Genomic DNA, 16,506 nt, shown 5'->3' on the forward strand with positions numbered 1-16,506 from the left:
GATATAACAACTCATTAACTATATTGATAAATGAATTTGGCGGTATGATTACCGCCTTCTTTTTAGCTAATGTTTATCAAATTAAATAAACTTAAAGCTATTAATATCATAGTCTAATCACATATCTAAGTTAGGCTATTTTCGCCATTTCTACACTACGCTGCTGCAACAGTTTCACCGATTGCTTCGCTTGCCAAGCTAATTCCATCATATCAACATCAGGAATTTGGTCATTTTCCACTACCATTTTTCCGGCCACAAACATGGCTTTAATATGTGCTCTCCCACCACTTGCCACCGGGCCAATCGCCATATCATGTAAGCCGAAATAACGTGGATCATCCAATTGATAAGCCACTAAATCTGCCTGTTGTCCAACCTCAATTGAACCAACTTGATCTAAACCTAAAATCTTAGCTCCACCTAAAGTTCCCCAACGAATGATATCCTCAATACTTGCAGCATCTGCTCCTCCTTCAAATAACCCACCCTCATATTGAGGTAGAGCAGACATGCCCTTTCTGGCCCGTTGTAACAGCCATGCAGCATGGGTTTCAGATAACATATCTGCGGCTTCATTCGAGCCCGCACCATCTACTCCAATCGAAATAGTCATACCCGCTTGTTCTAAACTGACAAGATCAGCAATTCCACTACCCAAACGTGCATTACTCTGAGGACAATGTGCAATCCCTGTTTGAGTTTGGCCCAACAGCTGTATTTCTTCAGGTAATAGCTTAACCAAATGGGCAAACCAGACATCGCTTCCAACCCAATCCTGCTCTGCACAAAACTGTACAGGTGTCATACCAAATTTGGCTCTAGCCGCATCCAGATAATCTACTGTTTCAGATAAATGGCTATGCATGCGGATACCCAATTGTCTAGCAATCTTGGCGCTTTCTCTTAATTGCTGTGCAGTGGTCGAATGCAAAGCTGTAGTGGGTGCCATTACGATTTTCCGGAATGCATCGGAACTCGGTTGATGATATCGCTGTACTAGGAGTTCTATATCCTCCATATAGTCTTCAAATTTCTCAGGGCGTAATGCTTGCGGTAATTCGCTTTCTAAGCCACGCGTTAGAGTTGCACCACCTCGGCATAACACAAAACGCATGCCTAACTTTTCAGCTTCATCAAATAAAATCGCAGCCCCATCGAATGGCATTTGTGGCCAGTAAAGATAATGATGATCAGCTACTGTTGCGCAACCTGACCGTAATAATTCAATTAACCCAATGCGTACTGCCACTCGAAATGTGGCTTCGTCGAATGCACCACGAAATCGATATGGCGTACTGGCAAGCCATGAGGTTAGGTTTTGATTTAAACCTTGTGGTTCACCCTTCAATAAAGATTGAAATAAATGATGATGAGTATTTACCCAAGCTGGATAAATTACACAGTCTTTCGCATCGATAATTTGTTCATTCGGTTTTGCGGTCAGTTGTCCCAATTCAATAATTTTACCATCTTGAATACGGATATCAGTAAATGAAGAACGTGCTGCATCCCCCGATAACCCTGTCAAAATGGCATAAGCATTTTTGATTAAATAGCGATGATTTAAAGAACCATTATTTGAAAGATCATGACTCATACTTGTTCACTCTCATGCCATTTACTTAAAAAGAAATGACTTAATAAAGACATCAGCACAAATAAACCCAAGCCTGTGCACGTGATAAGAAATAATGCTGCAAACATTAATGGTAAATCGAGCTGAAAACCTGCTTGCAAAATTTGGTAAGCCAAACCTGCACTAGTCCCACCAGCTCCAGCCACAAACTCCGAAACCACGGCGCCAATAAGTGCCAAACCAGAAGAAATACGCAACCCACCAAAGAAATAAGGCAAAGCATTCGGCACACGTAAGCGTATTAAAATTTGCCAACGACTGGCTTTATTGATCTGAAAAAGATTAAGTAAACCTTTGTTGACGCTACGTAAACCTAAAGTGGTGTTAGTCAATATTGGAAATACTGCAACTAACATGGCACAAACGACTAATGCTAATGTTGTATTTTGAATCCAGATAATCACCAGAGGGGCAATAGCGACAATTGGAGTCACCTGAAATAAAATGGCATAAGGCATAAAACAGGCTTCTACTACACGGCTTTGTACAAAGACGAAAGCGATCAAGGTGCCAATGACTACAGCACAGACAAAAGCCAATAAGGTAATTTTTAGTGTGATCAACAAGCTTCCAAATAACACACTGGACTCTTTAATCATTGCCATAACAATATCGCTGGGTTTTGGCACGACATATACAGGTACTTCAAGCTGTTGAAAACTCAACTGCCAAACTAGTAGGAAAATCAGACCTAACCCTAGTGGAGCTGCAATACGTTGTACCTTTGGATGTTCCATTAATGGTTTAATCATGACCATGCCCTCGGCTTGCCTCAGCTAATACTTGGGATAGATGTGAACATTGTTGAATAAAGACTTCAGAACTACGGAAAGCTTCATCACGCACATAAGGCCCTTCAATTTCTAGATCAGCCACCACACGTCCTGGTCGTGCCCCCATCACAATGACCCGCGAAGATAAATACACTGCTTCATAGATGCTATGAGTAACAAAAACTACGGTTAAATCTCGCTCAGACCATAATTGACGGATATCACTGTCAAGTTTATGGCGAGTAAACTCATCTAAAGCTCCGAAGGGCTCATCCATTAACAGTAAGTCTGGTTCAGTCACTAATGCACGAGCCAAGGAGGCACGCATTTGCATGCCCCCCGAAAGCTCGCGGGGATAAGCCTGACTAAAGTTTTCTAAACCAACGGCCTTTAACGCGGCCATAACTTTGGGTGTACTAGTTGATTTCGAAATATGCTGCAAATCCAAAGGTAAGCGTACATTTTCTGCAATATTAGCCCAAGGCATCAGGGTTGCTTCTTGAAAGACCATTGCCATTTTACATTGTGATTGAATCTCGGCCTTGCCATTCCAACGCACTAGTCCCGCAGAAGGTTGCTCCAGATCGGCAAACATTTTCAGTAAAGTACTTTTCCCGCAACCTGACGGTCCAAGTAATGAAACAATCTCACCACGTGCAATATTTAAATCCAAACGTTGTAAAGCATTAGTACCATTTGGATAAGTCTTTTCTACCCCTCTGACCATAATCATTGGCGTAATAAAATTTGAAGATTCATGTATAGAAGTATCAATTGTTAATGCAGAATTCATATGGTTTCCCCTCCGCGCGAATGCCTTTTTTCTTAACCCTATAACCCTGACTACTTGGCAGTTTTAACAAACTGTGTGGTATAAGCAGTTTTCCAGTTGGTTTGAGCTTTTAACAAGCCAGCGTTCACCATAAAATCTCGTGTGGCTTTCCAACGCGCATCGGTCATGACCCCGATTCCTTGTGTTTTAGCATCTCCTCCATCAATCAGTTTGAGTTTGCGCATTTGACCTACTGCAAAGGCCAGCAGATCATCTTTCATATTTGGGTTTTCTTTTTTAATCAGACTATTCCCTAATCGAGGATCAGCTAAATAGTTTTTCCATCCCTCCATCGATGCCTGAACAAAACGACGCACAACATCTGGTTTGTTTTGAATCACATCATTACGTGTAACTAAAATACCGCCATAAGCTGGATAGCCAGCATCAGCAAATAAAAAGAAATTACTTGAAGGCTCTGCTTTTTTTGCCTGAAAGACTTCAGAGGTTGCATAGGCTTGCTGTGCCACATTTTTGCCAGCTAAAAATGGCTGCATATTGAAGGTATAAGGGCGAGCCTGTGCTGCATTTAATTTATATTTCCCTTTTAACCATGGCCACCAGCTTGCTTGCCCACTGGTTGAAACAAGAATTGTTTTGCCTTTTAAGTCCGCCAAAGACTTTACATCGCCATGAGTTAATACACCTTGTGGATCAAACTGAAATGGTGCCGCAACTGCTTTGATTGGAAAATTACTTTCAATACCCTTTAAGACCTGTAAATCATAATTAATTATAATGTCGGCACGTTTGGACAATAGTAAGGTCATATTATTGACTTGTGGCCCACCAATTTTAATATCGACATCGAGTCCGTATTTTTTATAAATCCCTTGTGCAAGTGCCTGATAATAACCACCTTGCTCGGCTTGTGCATACCACGTGGTTTGTAGAACAAGTTTATCGGCAGCATAACTGGTTGAACTGAAAATTGTTCCTAGCCCCAATAATGCACTCACAATAACAGTACGTCGCCCTTTGCTTACATAGTGCTGAATATTCATAAATAAGCCCCCTAAATCTGTATTGATTTATCTTGCTATTCTTTTTAGGGGGGCAATCAATGTATCAAATGCACATTTCTCTCAAAACCAAGATGGTTTTGTCCCCAAAAGAGGAACAGCAAACGCTGTAGAGCAATGTCCCGCATGTTTACTACACACTGACCGCTTATACTCAGGAATGAATTAGCAAGCTCTGTGCCAATTTTGATTTCATTTTGTTTTTCATAGTAATAATCTAATTTGGGCTTATTTTTAATCATGCCTAGATGAATAAATTGCGTTAATTAATTTGTTTTATATGCGGCTTAGTGGTGCACTAGTTCATCATTCATGCACTTCGCAGGTGCTTGTCTGGCATAAGGACTTTTTGATTATTCATCTGTAATTCCTCTATAAGTGCAATATTGCTCTCCCCATCCCAACTTCATAACCTATCCTTAGAAATTGGCACAAAAAGTGCTACATGCTCTATGTCAGAGTAGAAGCGTTCAGCATAGTAGTAATATTAATTGCTATGTGGGTCATTGCTCAGAAAACAGCTCATGTTCTTTGCATAAAGTTATCTTTTATTAAGAACGTGTGGCTCTTTTTTGAATGTGACCCATCTATTTCAATCTATTTGATTGGGTCACGATTATCCAAAATATGAGGTTGAAATATGAACAGCGCCAATATGACTCCAGTAGCTGAAAATGACTACAGCTTAGAAGAACTGCAAAAAGAAGCTCGTATGGGAGCTTTTGGTCAAGAGACCTTTGAACGGGAAGTCCGGGTCATTGATTTATCTAATTTTGAACAACGTAAATATGAAATTGCGGACCAACTCTGGTCAGCAGCTACTGATATTGGTTTCTTTCAAGTATCGAATCATGGGATTCCACTTGAGCAGATTCAAACTGCATTTGAAATGACACAACAGTTTTTTAATCTGCCAGAATCGATTAAAGCTCGCTACCCACTCAATCGCAATGCAGGTTGGGAAAGTAAGGCACAGGTTCGTCCATCGACCAGCACACCAGACCAAAAAGAGTCTTATCAAATTACCCGCCCACGTATGGAAGGTCTTTATCCTAGTCAAGAGGAATTACCTAATTTTAAAGATACCATGTTGGAGTTTGAACATGCATGCTGGCAAGTCGGCATGAAAATTTTATCTTGCTTTGCTTATAAACTAGGCTTTGCCGATAACTTCTTTACTCTTGCTCATGACCCTGATCAAGAAAGCTACCAAAGTACTTTAAGAATGCTGCACTACTATGCAATTGACCCTGCTCTTAAAGATCAATTAGGTCTATGGCGTGCAGGAGCGCATACAGATTTTGACTGTTTAACGCTACTGTTCCAACGTAAAGGACAAGGTGGCCTGCAAGTTTGTCCGGGTAAAGATATGGAAGAACAGCAATGGACCAGCATTGAGCCACGTGATGATGTAATTACCTGTAATATCGGTGATATGCTCACGCGTTGGAGCGATGATCAACTGCCTTCTAATTTTCATCGTGTTAAAAATCCTGAAACAAATGAATATCAAGGCGCACGTTATAGTTTGGCGTTCTTCTGCCAAGCCAATGAAGATATGATCATTGAAGGACCTCAAAAGAAATATCCGGCCATTACAGCTAAAGAATATTTAAAACAAAGAATTAGCGCAAACTTCAACGGAAAGTATTAAAAGTACTGTGTACGTTCAGAGATAAATAATCTCTGAACGTTCTGAAGTTTCAGCAATACATATTCTCATTAATCATTCTTAAACTTTTTATCCTTATTCAATAACGTAATATCCAGTTCAACTGGTCTGATCTGTTATTAAAAATACGGCTAATTTTAAGCACGTGCACCAACAAATAGATAAATTTTGTGTAGAATCAAATTATTTATTTATATATTTACGGTGTGTTGCTTATGAGCCCACAAGCTATGCTCAATGGAAAATCATCTCAGGTGACTGAGCAAGCGGTGGAAATCATTTATCAACGCATTCAACAAAATACTTATGCAGTCGGGTCTGCCTTACCCTCACAACGTGAGCTTGCCATTCAATTAGGAATCAGCCGTGCTTCTTTACGTGAAGCATTAACCCGCCTCGCCGCTTTAGGTCTATTAGAAATCAAAGCAGGTAAAGGTGTTTACGTTATTTCACAGCATAGCCAAGCGGCAGAACAATGGGATGGTGAACATCGTGTATCACTTAAAGATTTCTATCAATTACGCTATGTACTAGAAAGTTTTTGCGCACTTCTCGCATGTGAGTATTTAACTGAAGACGATAAGTCCATCTTACAGCAACATTACCAATCATTAGCAAGTGCAATCAAAGAACAAAACTGGCAAGCAGCCTCTGAATTTGATTATGCATTTCATCAACATATTATTGAACTTAGTCATAATCAATCTATTATTCAAACACTTAAAATACATACTGACTGGATTAAAAAGAGTCAGATCCTACCCTTTGTTCAACCCAATCTGGCATTTAAAACCATTCATGAACATGAATTAATTCTGCAAGCTTTATTTAATCAGGACTCAGCAGCAGCTGAAAAAGCTATGCAAGCACATATTATTGGTGCCGCACAGCGTGCTGGTGTGTATTTTTCCAGACATAACAGCGCAATATAATCATAAATTCCAAATTTGTAGTGCTATGCACTACTTTGCTCCATACTTTGAACCACATCAATACCACTTTATTAAGATTGCTTTTTAATGGAGCAACATTACTGGTATGACCAGTAAAACCAGTTAATAAAATTGGCACACTTCTCGCTTAGAACGGTTTAGAAACTTACTAAAATACTTAGGATCTGAACAATGAATATCGCGATTGTAGGTGCAGGTATGGGCGGTTTAACTGCTGGTATCGCTTTAAAAAAATTTGGTCATCAGGTCACAATCTATGAGCAAGCAGCCGAAATATTACCTGTTGGCGCTGCCATCTCACTTTGGTCAAATGGTGTTAAGTGTCTCAACTATCTTGGTTTAACGGATCAAATCCAGAAACTAGGTGGACAAATGGAGTCTTTAGCATATCTTGATGGTCTTAACCAACAAACCATGACCCAATTTAGTTTGTTACCTTTATATAAAGAAGTAGGACAACGTGCCTATCCTGTCGCTCGAGCTGATCTACAACAATTATTAATGCAGCAATTTGGTCTGGAAGACATCAAACTCGGGATGAAAATGACTGCAATTGAAGCTCATCAAAATGATGTCACCATACATTTTCAGGATGGTTCTCAGATAACAGCCGATCTACTGATTGGTGCAGATGGTACACATTCACTTACGCGGCAGTTTGTACTGGGCCATCAAGTTGAACGTCGCTATGCTGGCTATGTAAATTGGAATGGATTGGTTGATATTGATGAGCAGATTGCACCAGCCATGCAATGGACCACATATATTGGTGAAGGTAAACGTGTATCACTCATGCCCGTTGCACAAAATCGTTTCTATTTCTTCTTTGATGTGCCGCTTGAAGCTGGACTGTCAAATCAGCGTGAATATTATAAGCAAGACCTTAAAATGCATTTTAGTGGTTGGTGTGAACCAGTACAAAAACTCATTGAGCGTTTAGATGAGCAAAAAACCAATCGTGTCGAGATCCATGATATCGAGCCTTTTATGAATTTCTATAAAGGACGTGTAGTGCTCTTAGGTGATGCTGCCCATAGCACTACTCCGGATATTGGACAAGGTGGCTGTCAAGCCATGGAGGATGCGATTTATCTTGCTCGTGCCTTACAAATCAATACTTTTGGATTGGAAGATGCTTTGAACCGCTATCAAAACAAACGCAATGATCGTACTAAGGAAATGGTGTTAAGAGCACGCAAACGTTGTGATGTGACACACATGAAAGACCCGAAAATCACCCAAGAGTGGTATGAATCTTTATATCAGGAACAAGGTACTCACATCATGCAAGGGATCATCAGTAATATTATCGGCAATCCTCTCGACTAGATATTTAAATACTTCCTCCTCTATAGGGGGATTTTTTTAACCCATAAAAAAAGTGCATATTTAGATTTAAATATGCACTCGATGCTATAAAACACAGTTAAAATTTATAAGACAGTGCAAAACGGTTTTGTAAGAATTTTTTGTCATAGCGTGGTGATGTTTGGATACCTGCAAAATTACTGACACTAAAACCTTTTAAAGCTCCTGTAAAATTATAAATACCAAACAACATATATTCAGATTGATTTCGACTCGCGACATTTTCCGACTCTTTTAAGTCCATAAATGAATAACGCGCGCCAGCTATCAACTGATCTGTCAATTTACCTTCTAAAGACAACATCAATGCATTACCTGCACCTAAATCTTGAGTGCTGGTGAAAAATGGCTGGGCAAAAAGTTCACCTGAAGAGGTTTTAGCTGCATAGGGTGTTAATAATGCCCCATTCAAATAACTGCCCTGATCTGGTTTTATATAGTTATACGCGACTTTTAGACTGGCGGTAGGCATAACCTTAAACGCAGCCTGTACACCGAAAATTTGGCTATTAACCTCTCCAGCAAGTGCTTTGCCCTGATCTTTACCTGAAATATACTGGATTGAAAATTCAGGACTATAATTAAGCTTTGGAATTGCTAAATCAGCTTGGGTATAGATTAGACGAGTATAGTCATCATAATTTTGATACCAAAATTGCGTTTTTAAACTTTTATCATTGGCTAAATTAAAGCGCTTCCCTGCACCAACCGACCAAACCCCATTGGTTTCCACATTTGAATTTTGACGAGAAGTTTTATTGAACTCATCCTCGCCATAACTTTTATATTTATTTACTTTAGTGAGTCGTAAGAAATCATAATTATTCCCGATCTGTACATCAGCGGCCTGATATAAAAACATCAATACACGACGGTCAGCATAATCGCCCATAAAAGGTAAATTTAGCCGCTGGTTACCAATCGTCACTCTAGCCAAATCGTTTTTCCAGCTTACATAAGCTTCTGCTAGACCATCCCTATCTTCTTTTAATTCTGGCACTTCATCATTTTCATTTTTATCATCCAGTCGGCGTTGTATGTCGTATCCCACAGCTGCCTGTATGCCATAAAAAGGAGCTGTTTCATATTTAATATACCCACCAATGACGGTCGTATCCTGATTTAAATTATTCACAAAATAGCCATTATTAAGTGAGTAATATGCAGATTTAACTACCCCATGAATACTGCCGCACGCAAATGCTGCCCCTATACGGTCCATTGCATCATTACTCGTCTGACAATCCTGCTTTAGATTAAATAGGCCATTCAGACTGGTATCAGCAGCCCATACCGGCACAGTAGCAACCATGCTCAGCATAAGTAATGCCGATTTTAATTTAAAATTTCTCATAAAATTCCCCTGTAAGATTTGGTTTAAAAGTCGCTTATGGTCTTTCAAAAGACCTGTTTTTGACCTTTTAAAGTCAAAATCCCCCTAACCTATTCATCATTGAATAAGCGACCTTTAAATTTTTGCGAATGAAAATATGGTTAAATTAGAATGTCTAATCCCTAACCGGGGTCGATCAATGCCCTGAATTTATGGGCGTAGTTGCAACAACGGACTTTTTGCTAAACGGTAAGTGGTTAAAAATAATATTGAGCAAAATGGCAGTGATACAGGCAGAACTAATACCTGAATGTAATAGGGTTTTTACCCATGTCGGAAATTGCGCATAAAACTCTTGGTTTACAATTGGAATCATGCCGATTGTGAGTGAAGTAGCGACAATAATCAGATTTTTATGATCGTTATAATCTACTTTGGCTAGAGTTCGTATTCCACTGGCAGCAACTGTACCGAATAATACAATGCCTGCTCCACCTAAAACCGGCATCGGAATTGATGCAACAAAGCGGCCAATAACAGGTAATAAGCCCAAGATAATTAAAATTCCACCAGCCGTTGCCACCACAAAACGACTTTTAATGCCTGTAATTGCAACCAGACCTACATTTTGAGCAAAGGCGGTTTGCATGAATGAACCAAACATTGGGGAAATTGCACTCGATAGCATATCTGCACGTAAACCATCACCAATTCGTTTTGAATCAACTTTAGTTCCAACGATTTCACCAATCGCAATAATATCGGCAGTGGTTTCAGTCATGATTACCAAAGTAACAATGACCATGGAAAGAATGGCAGAAAATTCAAATACAGGAGAACCAAAATGGAAGAAACTTGGAAAAGCAAAAATAGGACCCGTACTTACTCTTGAGAAGTCAGTAAAGCCTGCAATATAGGCAATTACTGTACCCAAAACGATTGCTGCAAGAATCGCAAGACGGCGCAGAATCTGATTTTGTAACATACTAAAAATAATCACAATCGCTAGCGTAATTACCGCCAAACCAGTATTAGTCGGATCTCCCCAATTTTCAGCTTTCGGGTTTCCTCCCATAATCCAGCGGATCGCAACAGGTGTGAGTGAAATACCAATCATGGTAATGACGCATCCTGTGACCACAGGTGGAAAGAAGCGGATAATTTTTGCAAAGAATGGTGTAATCAACAAACCAATTAGAGATGCGACAATCACAGCACCAAATGCAGATGGCAAACCCCCACCGGTACTCACAATTGCCAAAATAGTGGCAACCCCTGCGAAAGATACGCCTTGCACAATTGGTAATTTTGCACCGAAATATTTAAAACCAATGGTTTGTATAACTGTGGCGAGGCCTCCCACAAATAAGGCGGCAGCCACCAATAAGCCAATCTCTGAAGCATCTAGACCTGCAGCTGCACCAATAATCAATGGCGGTGCAATAATCCCACCGTACATGGTCAACACATGCTGCAAACCATATAAGATGTTTTTATTCATCCCTAAATATTGATGTTCTGCCGAGATATGCGGATCTCTCTCTGGATTTATATTGTCTTGATGCATGGGTTAATTCCTCAAATTAAATTCATGATGTCCATATTGCTTGGGTTGATTTAGCTGCCACGATACGTTGAATATGAGAAAGGACTGATCAATAGAGGCACGTGAAAGTGCTGGTGAATATCATTGACTTTAAAATCAATACAGACTCTCGGATAAAAGCTATTGGTATTTAGGGCCTGAAAATAATCCCCTACTTCAAAAACCAATTGATAATGACCACGAATAAATGAGTCGACATTAAATGCTTGAATACGTCCATCTGCATCAGTGAACTGTTCATCGATTAAAATATATCCATGGCTCGTTTCCTCGAATAATTTCACCAATACTTGAGTTGCTGGCTGGCCGAGTGATGCATTTAAAATATGTGTGCTGATACCCGCCATTATTGAATCTCCTGATTTGAGCGAAGAAGGACGTTTCTGAATCAATTCAGAAATCCAAGTTGGGATATGCACACAAGCTTGTAATACCAGCCGAGCCTGGCTAGAAGCTAGTTGATTAAAAGTTTCGAGTTGCATATCCGCTCCAATTTAATGCATTGTCTGACTGGTCTGACCAGATACATTAAATTAAGCAACAAATATGCCAGTTTAAATGAGATAGGCTTTCTAAGAGTTATACATACAATCGGTTTAAAACTAATTCAGGCTTATTATGATTGAATTAAAAAATAATTTTATATATTCACTATTTAAAGCCTGATCACTCCAAATAAAGTCATCAGGCTTTTTTATTTATAAATTAGAATACCTTTTTAACTGAGACAGTAAATGTGGAATCAATCGGATTTGAAATTGGCGCATCAGGTTCACCATTACTATAATTTCTATATTCCCCGTTCTTGTCCCATGCTTTGGCATACGCTAAACCAGTAGTCCAGCCATCCCCTAAATCTTTAATCAATTCGACTTTCATATCTTGAAAGTTAGCTTCCGAGAAATTTTTAATTCTTTCATAACCGTAATGGGCACCAAAAGTCCAAGACTCATTGATAGGCTGAGTAAAAGTTAGATCTAGATAAGTTGTTCCTCGTGAACGTTTACCCTCAGGTCCCCCCATCGTATCTGAGTTATAGCCTGCATAATCTGGGGTATAGGTAATAAAATATTTAAGAGTCAAAGGCCCATAACCAATTTGAGGCACAATTTCGCCATAGTTATAACTGGTACTCCCCGTTTCAGGCGTACTTTTAGCTCCTGGATAATAGTAATAAAAAACCGTCATTCCGGCCGAAAACTTATCAAAAGTTTTTATATAACCTGTATAAAAATCCCACTCAACTGAAGCATCACGAAGATATTTAGAACTTACATTTGAAGCCCAAGTCCCTACAAATAATCCATTCGGATTTGCATAATCTAGACCAATTTGTAATGCAGGCTTGCCCCAAGTTTGTTGGAAACCACGTGAGATATATTGACTTGCGAAGGTTACATTAGCACTGTATGGAGAAATTTGTTCTTGTTCATTTACTTGCTCAGCATGTACAAAACCACTAGACATAATAAGAGAAGCTATCCCTAAAATTTTTCTCATCTAATAATCCTTTTAAATATTACCTATAGGTTTAAAGTTTTAAAATAACATGATAATTCAATTTAAAACGTATTAAAAAGTTATAAATTCAAATTTCTGGACACTTCTTCTTCGCTATAGATCTCTTCAATACAATCTAAGATTTTAGGAATATATGAACTTTGGTCCATATTGCGCATCGATAGAGAAATGGGACTATAGGCTTCTAAGTCTAAAATATTTAAATAAGTTAGATTCTTCATTCCAATATCACAGGCGCTTTCCGGAATAATACAAATACCCTCCCCAGATGCCACTAAGCCAAGTGCCATATGAATTTCGCGGACTTCAGTCAGTTTGGCGGGAACAAGACCTAATTTGGTAAACAAAGCTTGAATAGTGGTCGAAAAATTCGGTTTAGGTGTTGTGGGATAAGAAAAAATTGTTTCATTGATAATTTGAGATAAATAAATTCCTGATTCTTGGAACTCACTTAAAGGATGTTTTTTATGGATAGCGAGTTTTAATTTTTCTTTACGAAGTAGAAGTCGCTTAATGGCAGGATCACTAATCGGCAATCGGCCAAAACCTAAATCAATTTTTCCTAACTTTAAGGCTTCGACCTGATCCCGTGTACCACATTCAATAAGCTCGACATGAATGTCAGGATTTTTTTGTCTAAATAGATAAATGACCTGCGGTAATCGCCCGTAAAGAAGCGAACTCACATAGCCAACTTTAACAACATTCTCGACCAGCTTCATTTTTTTAGCCATAGAAGCTGCTTGAGCCGTATGCGTTAGAATTTGTACTGCATGTTGGTAAAAAAACAGCCCAGCTTCTGTCACTTTTAATGGACGTGAGCCTTTCACAAACAGATCAATTCCTAACTCTTCCTCTAATTTCTTGATTTGACGCGTGAGTGGTGGCTGAGCAATAAAAAGCTTCTCAGCGGCTTTAGTCAGACTTTGTTCTTCAACAACGGTAACAAAATAACGTAGATGTCTTAATTCCATTAATATACCTTTTTAGTATCTTAAAATACCGTTCTATATCTATTTTAGGCTATTACATTCTTCTATGGTATGTAAACAAGTTTGAAATAGTTGAAACTTCATGTATAGAACCATAGAAACCATACTTGTGGATATTCCAACTATCCGTCCTCACCAGTTGTCTGTGACTACCATGCGTACTCAGACTTTGGTGCTCGTTAAAATTACGACCACGGATGGTATTGTAGGTTGGGGTGAAGCGACCACCATTGGTGGACTGAACTATGGTGAAGAAAGTCCTGAAAGTGTCAAAGCCAATATTGATACTTACTTTGCACCATTACTCGCATCAGTTAAAGATTTAAATGTTGCTCAAACACTAAAACTGATTCGTAAGAATATTAATGGTAACCGTTTCGCGAAATGTGCCATTCAGACTGCTCTACTTGATATTCAGGCAAAACGTTTAGGCGTGCCATTAAGTGAAGTTTTAGGTGGCCGTCTGCGTAATAGTTTACCTGTACTTTGGACGCTCGCGTCTGGTGACACAGAAAAAGATATTGCTGAAGCTCGAAAAATGATTGAGTTAAAACGTCATAACACGTTCAAACTCAAAATTGGTTCACGCCCTTTGCAACACGATGTTGATCATGTGATTGCAATTAAAAAAGCACTCGGTGCAGATATTAGTGTACGCGTTGACGTAAATCGTGCATGGTCAGAGCTGGAATGTATTCAAGGTATTCAACAGCTTCAAGATGGCGGGATTGATTTAATTGAACAGCCTTGTGCTATTCAAAACACAGAAGCACTTGCTCGCCTCACCCATCGTTTTGATGTCGCAATTATGGCAGATGAAGCTTTAACTGGTCCCGACAGCGCATACCGTATTGCAAAAAGTCATGGTGCAGATGTATTTGCCGTGAAAATTGAACAATCTGGTGGTCTGATCGAAGCGTGTGAAGTTGCAAAGGTTGCAGGTTTGGCTGGAATCGATCTTTATGGCGGCACTATGCTTGAAGGCCCTGTAGGTAGCATGGCTTCTGCTCATGCGTTTGCAACCTTTGAAACATTAGCGTTTGGTACTGAATTATTTGGTCCGTTATTGCTTACCGAAGAAATTTTGAAAGAACCGCTACGTTACGAAAACTTTGAATTGCACTTGCCAACAGCTCCCGGCTTAGGCATTGAAATTGATGAAGATAAAGTCGAGAAGTTACGTCGTTAAGGCAACAGGATAAGGAGTTTCCCATGTTATTTCATGTACGTATGGATGTGCATATTCCACTTGATATGCCAGCCGACAAAGCAAATGAAATTAAGGCCGTCGAAAAAGCCTATTCGCAAGACTTACAGCGTCAAGGTAAATGGCGTCACATCTGGCGTATTACAGGCCAGTACTCAAACATCAGTATTTTTGATGTCGAGAGTAATGAAGAATTGCACAATATTTTACAGGGTTTACCTCTCTATCCCTACATGAACATCGAAGTGATGGCACTTAATCGCCACCCTTCTTCTGTTCGTGATGATGATTCGTAAACCAAAAGAATTTTTTAAATGTGATCTCTGAAGTCCATTTAAAAACCAAGCAGATTATTCAGAAGGTAACAAGGAACGTGGCGGCACTTATTCGCTAGCAAGACAAAATGCCCGCAGCGCTGCCACCCAAAACCGTATTGCATACTTAAGGAGTTTTAGTATGAACCGTCAACAAATTGATGCGCTTGTAAAACAAATGAATGTCGACACTGCAAAAGGCGAAGTTGATGCACGTGTTCAACAAATTGTAGTGCGCCTTCTCGGGGATTTATTTCAAGCCATCGAAGATTTAGATATTCAACCTTCAGAAGTATGGAAAGGTTTGGAATATTTCACAGACGCAGGTCAAGCAAACGAACTTGGTCTTTTGGCAGCTGGCTTAGGTTTAGAGCACTATCTTGATTTACGTGCAGATGAAGCTGATGCCAAAGCTGGTGTTACGGGTGGCACACCGCGTACTATCGAAGGTCCACTTTATGTCGCTGGTGCGCCTGAATCTGTTGGTTTTGCGCGTATGGATGATGGTACAGAATCTGGCAAAATCGATACCTTAATTATTGAAGGTAAAGTAACCGACACGGATGGCAATATCATTGAAAATGCCAAAGTTGAAGTATGGCATGCCAACAGTTTGGGTAACTATTCATTCTTTGATAAGTCTCAATCTGACTTCAACTTACGTCGTACCATCTTAACTGATGCTGATGGTAAGTATGTTGCATTAACAACTATGCCTGTAGGTTATGGTTGCCCGCCAGAAGGTACAACTCAGGCCCTTCTTAACAAATTAGGCCGTCATGGTAACCGTCCATCTCACGTTCATTACTTCGTTTCTGCACCGGGTTACCGCAAGCTGACTACTCAATTCAACATTGAGGGTGATGAGTACTTATGGGACGACTTTGCTTTCGCAACCCGTGACGGCTTAGTTGCAACAGCAGTTGATGTGACTGACCCAGCTGAAATTCAACGCCGTGGTTTAGATCACGCTTTCAAACACATCACATTTAACATCGAACTTGTTAAAGATGCCGCTGCTGCTCCTTCAACTGAAGTTGAGCGCCGTCGTGCTAGTGCTTAATTGAAAGTATATGTGAGTTAAAAGTTCGCTTTTGACTCACAAAATTTATTCGATTTATTACTACCATTAAGAATTTAAGTAAATTTTTAGCGGTAGTAATACATCACGTTACCTCATGCTCTAGGGTTTCTCACATGATTGACAAAAGTAAGTCCTCACTAAGCGAGGTTCTATCGCAGATTAAAGATGGTGCAACCATTCTGATTGGTGG

15 protein-coding genes and 1 pseudogene are annotated in these 16,506 nt (G+C 39.6%); 7 read left to right on the top strand and 9 right to left on the bottom strand.

Features of this window, described 5'->3' with window-relative positions; translation table 11 throughout:
- Window positions 1-130: 130 nt before the first annotated feature.
- From KTJ10_RS15960 to KTJ10_RS15975, 4 genes are read right to left on the bottom strand one after another with little or no spacing between them, the layout of a single operon-like run.
- Window positions 131-1,600 (bottom strand): amidohydrolase family protein, encoded by a 1,470-nt coding sequence (locus tag KTJ10_RS15960; RefSeq protein ID WP_238516846.1) that lies wholly within the window; start codon window positions 1,598-1,600, stop codon window positions 131-133.
- Entirely contained in the window at window positions 1,597-2,391 is a 795-nt protein-coding gene (locus KTJ10_RS15965; protein WP_032063340.1) for an ABC transporter permease, read from the bottom strand. The genes KTJ10_RS15960 and KTJ10_RS15965 overlap by 4 nt, the downstream gene beginning before the upstream one ends.
- Window positions 2,384-3,205 (bottom strand): ABC transporter ATP-binding protein, encoded by an 822-nt coding sequence (locus KTJ10_RS15970; protein ID WP_262442419.1) that lies wholly within the window; start codon window positions 3,203-3,205, stop codon window positions 2,384-2,386. The genes KTJ10_RS15965 and KTJ10_RS15970 overlap by 8 nt, the downstream gene beginning before the upstream one ends.
- Before the next feature lie 50 nt (window positions 3,206-3,255).
- Window positions 3,256-4,248 carry an ABC transporter substrate-binding protein gene (locus KTJ10_RS15975; protein ID WP_019767751.1) on the bottom strand — a complete coding sequence of 331 codons (993 nt, stop codon included), beginning with the start codon at window positions 4,246-4,248 and terminating at the stop codon, window positions 3,256-3,258.
- A gap of 658 nt (window positions 4,249-4,906) precedes the next feature.
- Here KTJ10_RS15975 and KTJ10_RS15980 point away from each other — a divergent pair.
- The 3 genes from KTJ10_RS15980 to hpxO all read left to right on the top strand — a co-directional run bounded on the left by KTJ10_RS15980 (window position 4,907) and on the right by hpxO (window position 8,220).
- Window positions 4,907-5,920 (top strand): isopenicillin N synthase family dioxygenase, encoded by a 1,014-nt coding sequence (locus tag KTJ10_RS15980; RefSeq protein WP_199977581.1) that lies wholly within the window; start codon window positions 4,907-4,909, stop codon window positions 5,918-5,920.
- 233 nt (window positions 5,921-6,153) lie between these two features.
- On the top strand, window positions 6,154-6,870 hold the full coding sequence (locus KTJ10_RS15985; RefSeq protein ID WP_002113694.1) for a FadR/GntR family transcriptional regulator: 717 nt from the start codon (window positions 6,154-6,156) through the stop codon (window positions 6,868-6,870).
- A gap of 192 nt (window positions 6,871-7,062) precedes the next feature.
- Window positions 7,063-8,220, top strand: coding sequence for an FAD-dependent urate hydroxylase HpxO (hpxO, locus tag KTJ10_RS15990; protein WP_262442420.1), 1,158 nt, complete (start codon window positions 7,063-7,065; stop codon window positions 8,218-8,220).
- Window positions 8,221-8,317: 97 nt separating this feature from the next.
- Here the strand turns inward: hpxO and KTJ10_RS15995 are convergent, their stop codons facing one another.
- The 5 genes from KTJ10_RS15995 to KTJ10_RS16015 all read right to left on the bottom strand — a co-directional run bounded on the left by KTJ10_RS15995 (window position 8,318) and on the right by KTJ10_RS16015 (window position 13,693).
- Entirely contained in the window at window positions 8,318-9,613 is a 1,296-nt protein-coding gene (locus KTJ10_RS15995) for a hypothetical protein (protein WP_262442421.1), read from the bottom strand.
- 175 nt (window positions 9,614-9,788) lie between these two features.
- Window positions 9,789-11,159 carry a nucleobase:cation symporter-2 family protein gene (locus KTJ10_RS16000; protein WP_262442422.1) on the bottom strand — a complete coding sequence of 457 codons (1,371 nt, stop codon included), beginning with the start codon at window positions 11,157-11,159 and terminating at the stop codon, window positions 9,789-9,791.
- Between the two features lie 50 nt (window positions 11,160-11,209).
- Window positions 11,210-11,545 carry a hydroxyisourate hydrolase gene (gene uraH / locus KTJ10_RS16005; protein ID WP_262442427.1) on the bottom strand — a complete coding sequence of 112 codons (336 nt, stop codon included), beginning with the start codon at window positions 11,543-11,545 and terminating at the stop codon, window positions 11,210-11,212.
- A 358-nt stretch (window positions 11,546-11,903) separates the two neighbouring features.
- Window positions 11,904-12,698 (bottom strand): TorF family putative porin, encoded by a 795-nt coding sequence (locus tag KTJ10_RS16010; protein ID WP_262442423.1) that lies wholly within the window; start codon window positions 12,696-12,698, stop codon window positions 11,904-11,906.
- 80 nt (window positions 12,699-12,778) lie between these two features.
- Window positions 12,779-13,693: a LysR family transcriptional regulator gene (locus tag KTJ10_RS16015; protein WP_017386078.1), complete on the bottom strand. Its 915-nt coding sequence runs from the start codon at window positions 13,691-13,693 to the stop codon at window positions 12,779-12,781.
- 100 nt (window positions 13,694-13,793) lie between these two features.
- On the opposite strand from KTJ10_RS16015, the gene KTJ10_RS16020 reads away from it, so the two are divergent.
- The 4 genes and pseudogenes from KTJ10_RS16020 to KTJ10_RS16035 form a co-directional block, all read left to right on the top strand.
- Window positions 13,794-14,900, top strand: coding sequence for a muconate/chloromuconate family cycloisomerase (locus KTJ10_RS16020; RefSeq protein WP_025465977.1), 1,107 nt, complete (start codon window positions 13,794-13,796; stop codon window positions 14,898-14,900).
- Between the two features lie 23 nt (window positions 14,901-14,923).
- Entirely contained in the window at window positions 14,924-15,214 is a 291-nt protein-coding gene (gene catC, locus KTJ10_RS16025; RefSeq protein ID WP_000897236.1) for a muconolactone Delta-isomerase, read from the top strand.
- Between the two features lie 160 nt (window positions 15,215-15,374).
- A complete protein-coding gene (gene catA / locus KTJ10_RS16030; protein WP_032006281.1) occupies window positions 15,375-16,295 on the top strand; it encodes a catechol 1,2-dioxygenase in 921 nt (306 codons plus the stop codon).
- 134 nt (window positions 16,296-16,429) lie between these two features.
- Window positions 16,430-16,506 (top strand): annotated as a pseudogene (locus KTJ10_RS16035) (hypothetical protein); the annotation flags it as partial.

Source organism: Acinetobacter sp. WU_MDCI_Abxc222, assembly GCF_025514755.1.
In the GTDB taxonomy this organism is placed as follows: domain Bacteria; phylum Pseudomonadota; class Gammaproteobacteria; order Pseudomonadales; family Moraxellaceae; genus Acinetobacter; species Acinetobacter geminorum.

Bases quoted from the DNA above. Each gene is read 5' to 3' on its own strand.
- KTJ10_RS15960 (WP_238516846.1), bottom strand. From the start codon at position 1,600: ATGAGTCATGATCTTTCAAATAATGGTTCTTTAAATCATCGCTATTTA.
- KTJ10_RS15965 (WP_032063340.1), bottom strand. From the start codon at position 2,391: ATGATTAAACCATTAATGGAACATCCAAAGGTACAACGTATTGCAGCT.
- KTJ10_RS15970 (WP_262442419.1), bottom strand. From the start codon at position 3,205: ATGAATTCTGCATTAACAATTGATACTTCTATACATGAATCTTCAAAT.
- KTJ10_RS15975 (WP_019767751.1), bottom strand. From the start codon at position 4,248: ATGAATATTCAGCACTATGTAAGCAAAGGGCGACGTACTGTTATTGTG.
- KTJ10_RS15980 (WP_199977581.1), top strand. From the start codon at position 4,907: ATGAACAGCGCCAATATGACTCCAGTAGCTGAAAATGACTACAGCTTA.
- KTJ10_RS15985 (WP_002113694.1), top strand. From the start codon at position 6,154: ATGAGCCCACAAGCTATGCTCAATGGAAAATCATCTCAGGTGACTGAG.
- hpxO (WP_262442420.1), top strand. From the start codon at position 7,063: ATGAATATCGCGATTGTAGGTGCAGGTATGGGCGGTTTAACTGCTGGT.
- KTJ10_RS15995 (WP_262442421.1), bottom strand. From the start codon at position 9,613: ATGAGAAATTTTAAATTAAAATCGGCATTACTTATGCTGAGCATGGTT.
- KTJ10_RS16000 (WP_262442422.1), bottom strand. From the start codon at position 11,159: ATGCATCAAGACAATATAAATCCAGAGAGAGATCCGCATATCTCGGCA.
- uraH (WP_262442427.1), bottom strand. From the start codon at position 11,545: ATGGCGGGTATCAGCACACATATTTTAAATGCATCACTCGGCCAGCCA.
- KTJ10_RS16010 (WP_262442423.1), bottom strand. From the start codon at position 12,698: ATGAGAAAAATTTTAGGGATAGCTTCTCTTATTATGTCTAGTGGTTTT.
- KTJ10_RS16015 (WP_017386078.1), bottom strand. From the start codon at position 13,693: ATGGAATTAAGACATCTACGTTATTTTGTTACCGTTGTTGAAGAACAA.
- KTJ10_RS16020 (WP_025465977.1), top strand. From the start codon at position 13,794: ATGTATAGAACCATAGAAACCATACTTGTGGATATTCCAACTATCCGT.
- catC (WP_000897236.1), top strand. From the start codon at position 14,924: ATGTTATTTCATGTACGTATGGATGTGCATATTCCACTTGATATGCCA.
- catA (WP_032006281.1), top strand. From the start codon at position 15,375: ATGAACCGTCAACAAATTGATGCGCTTGTAAAACAAATGAATGTCGAC.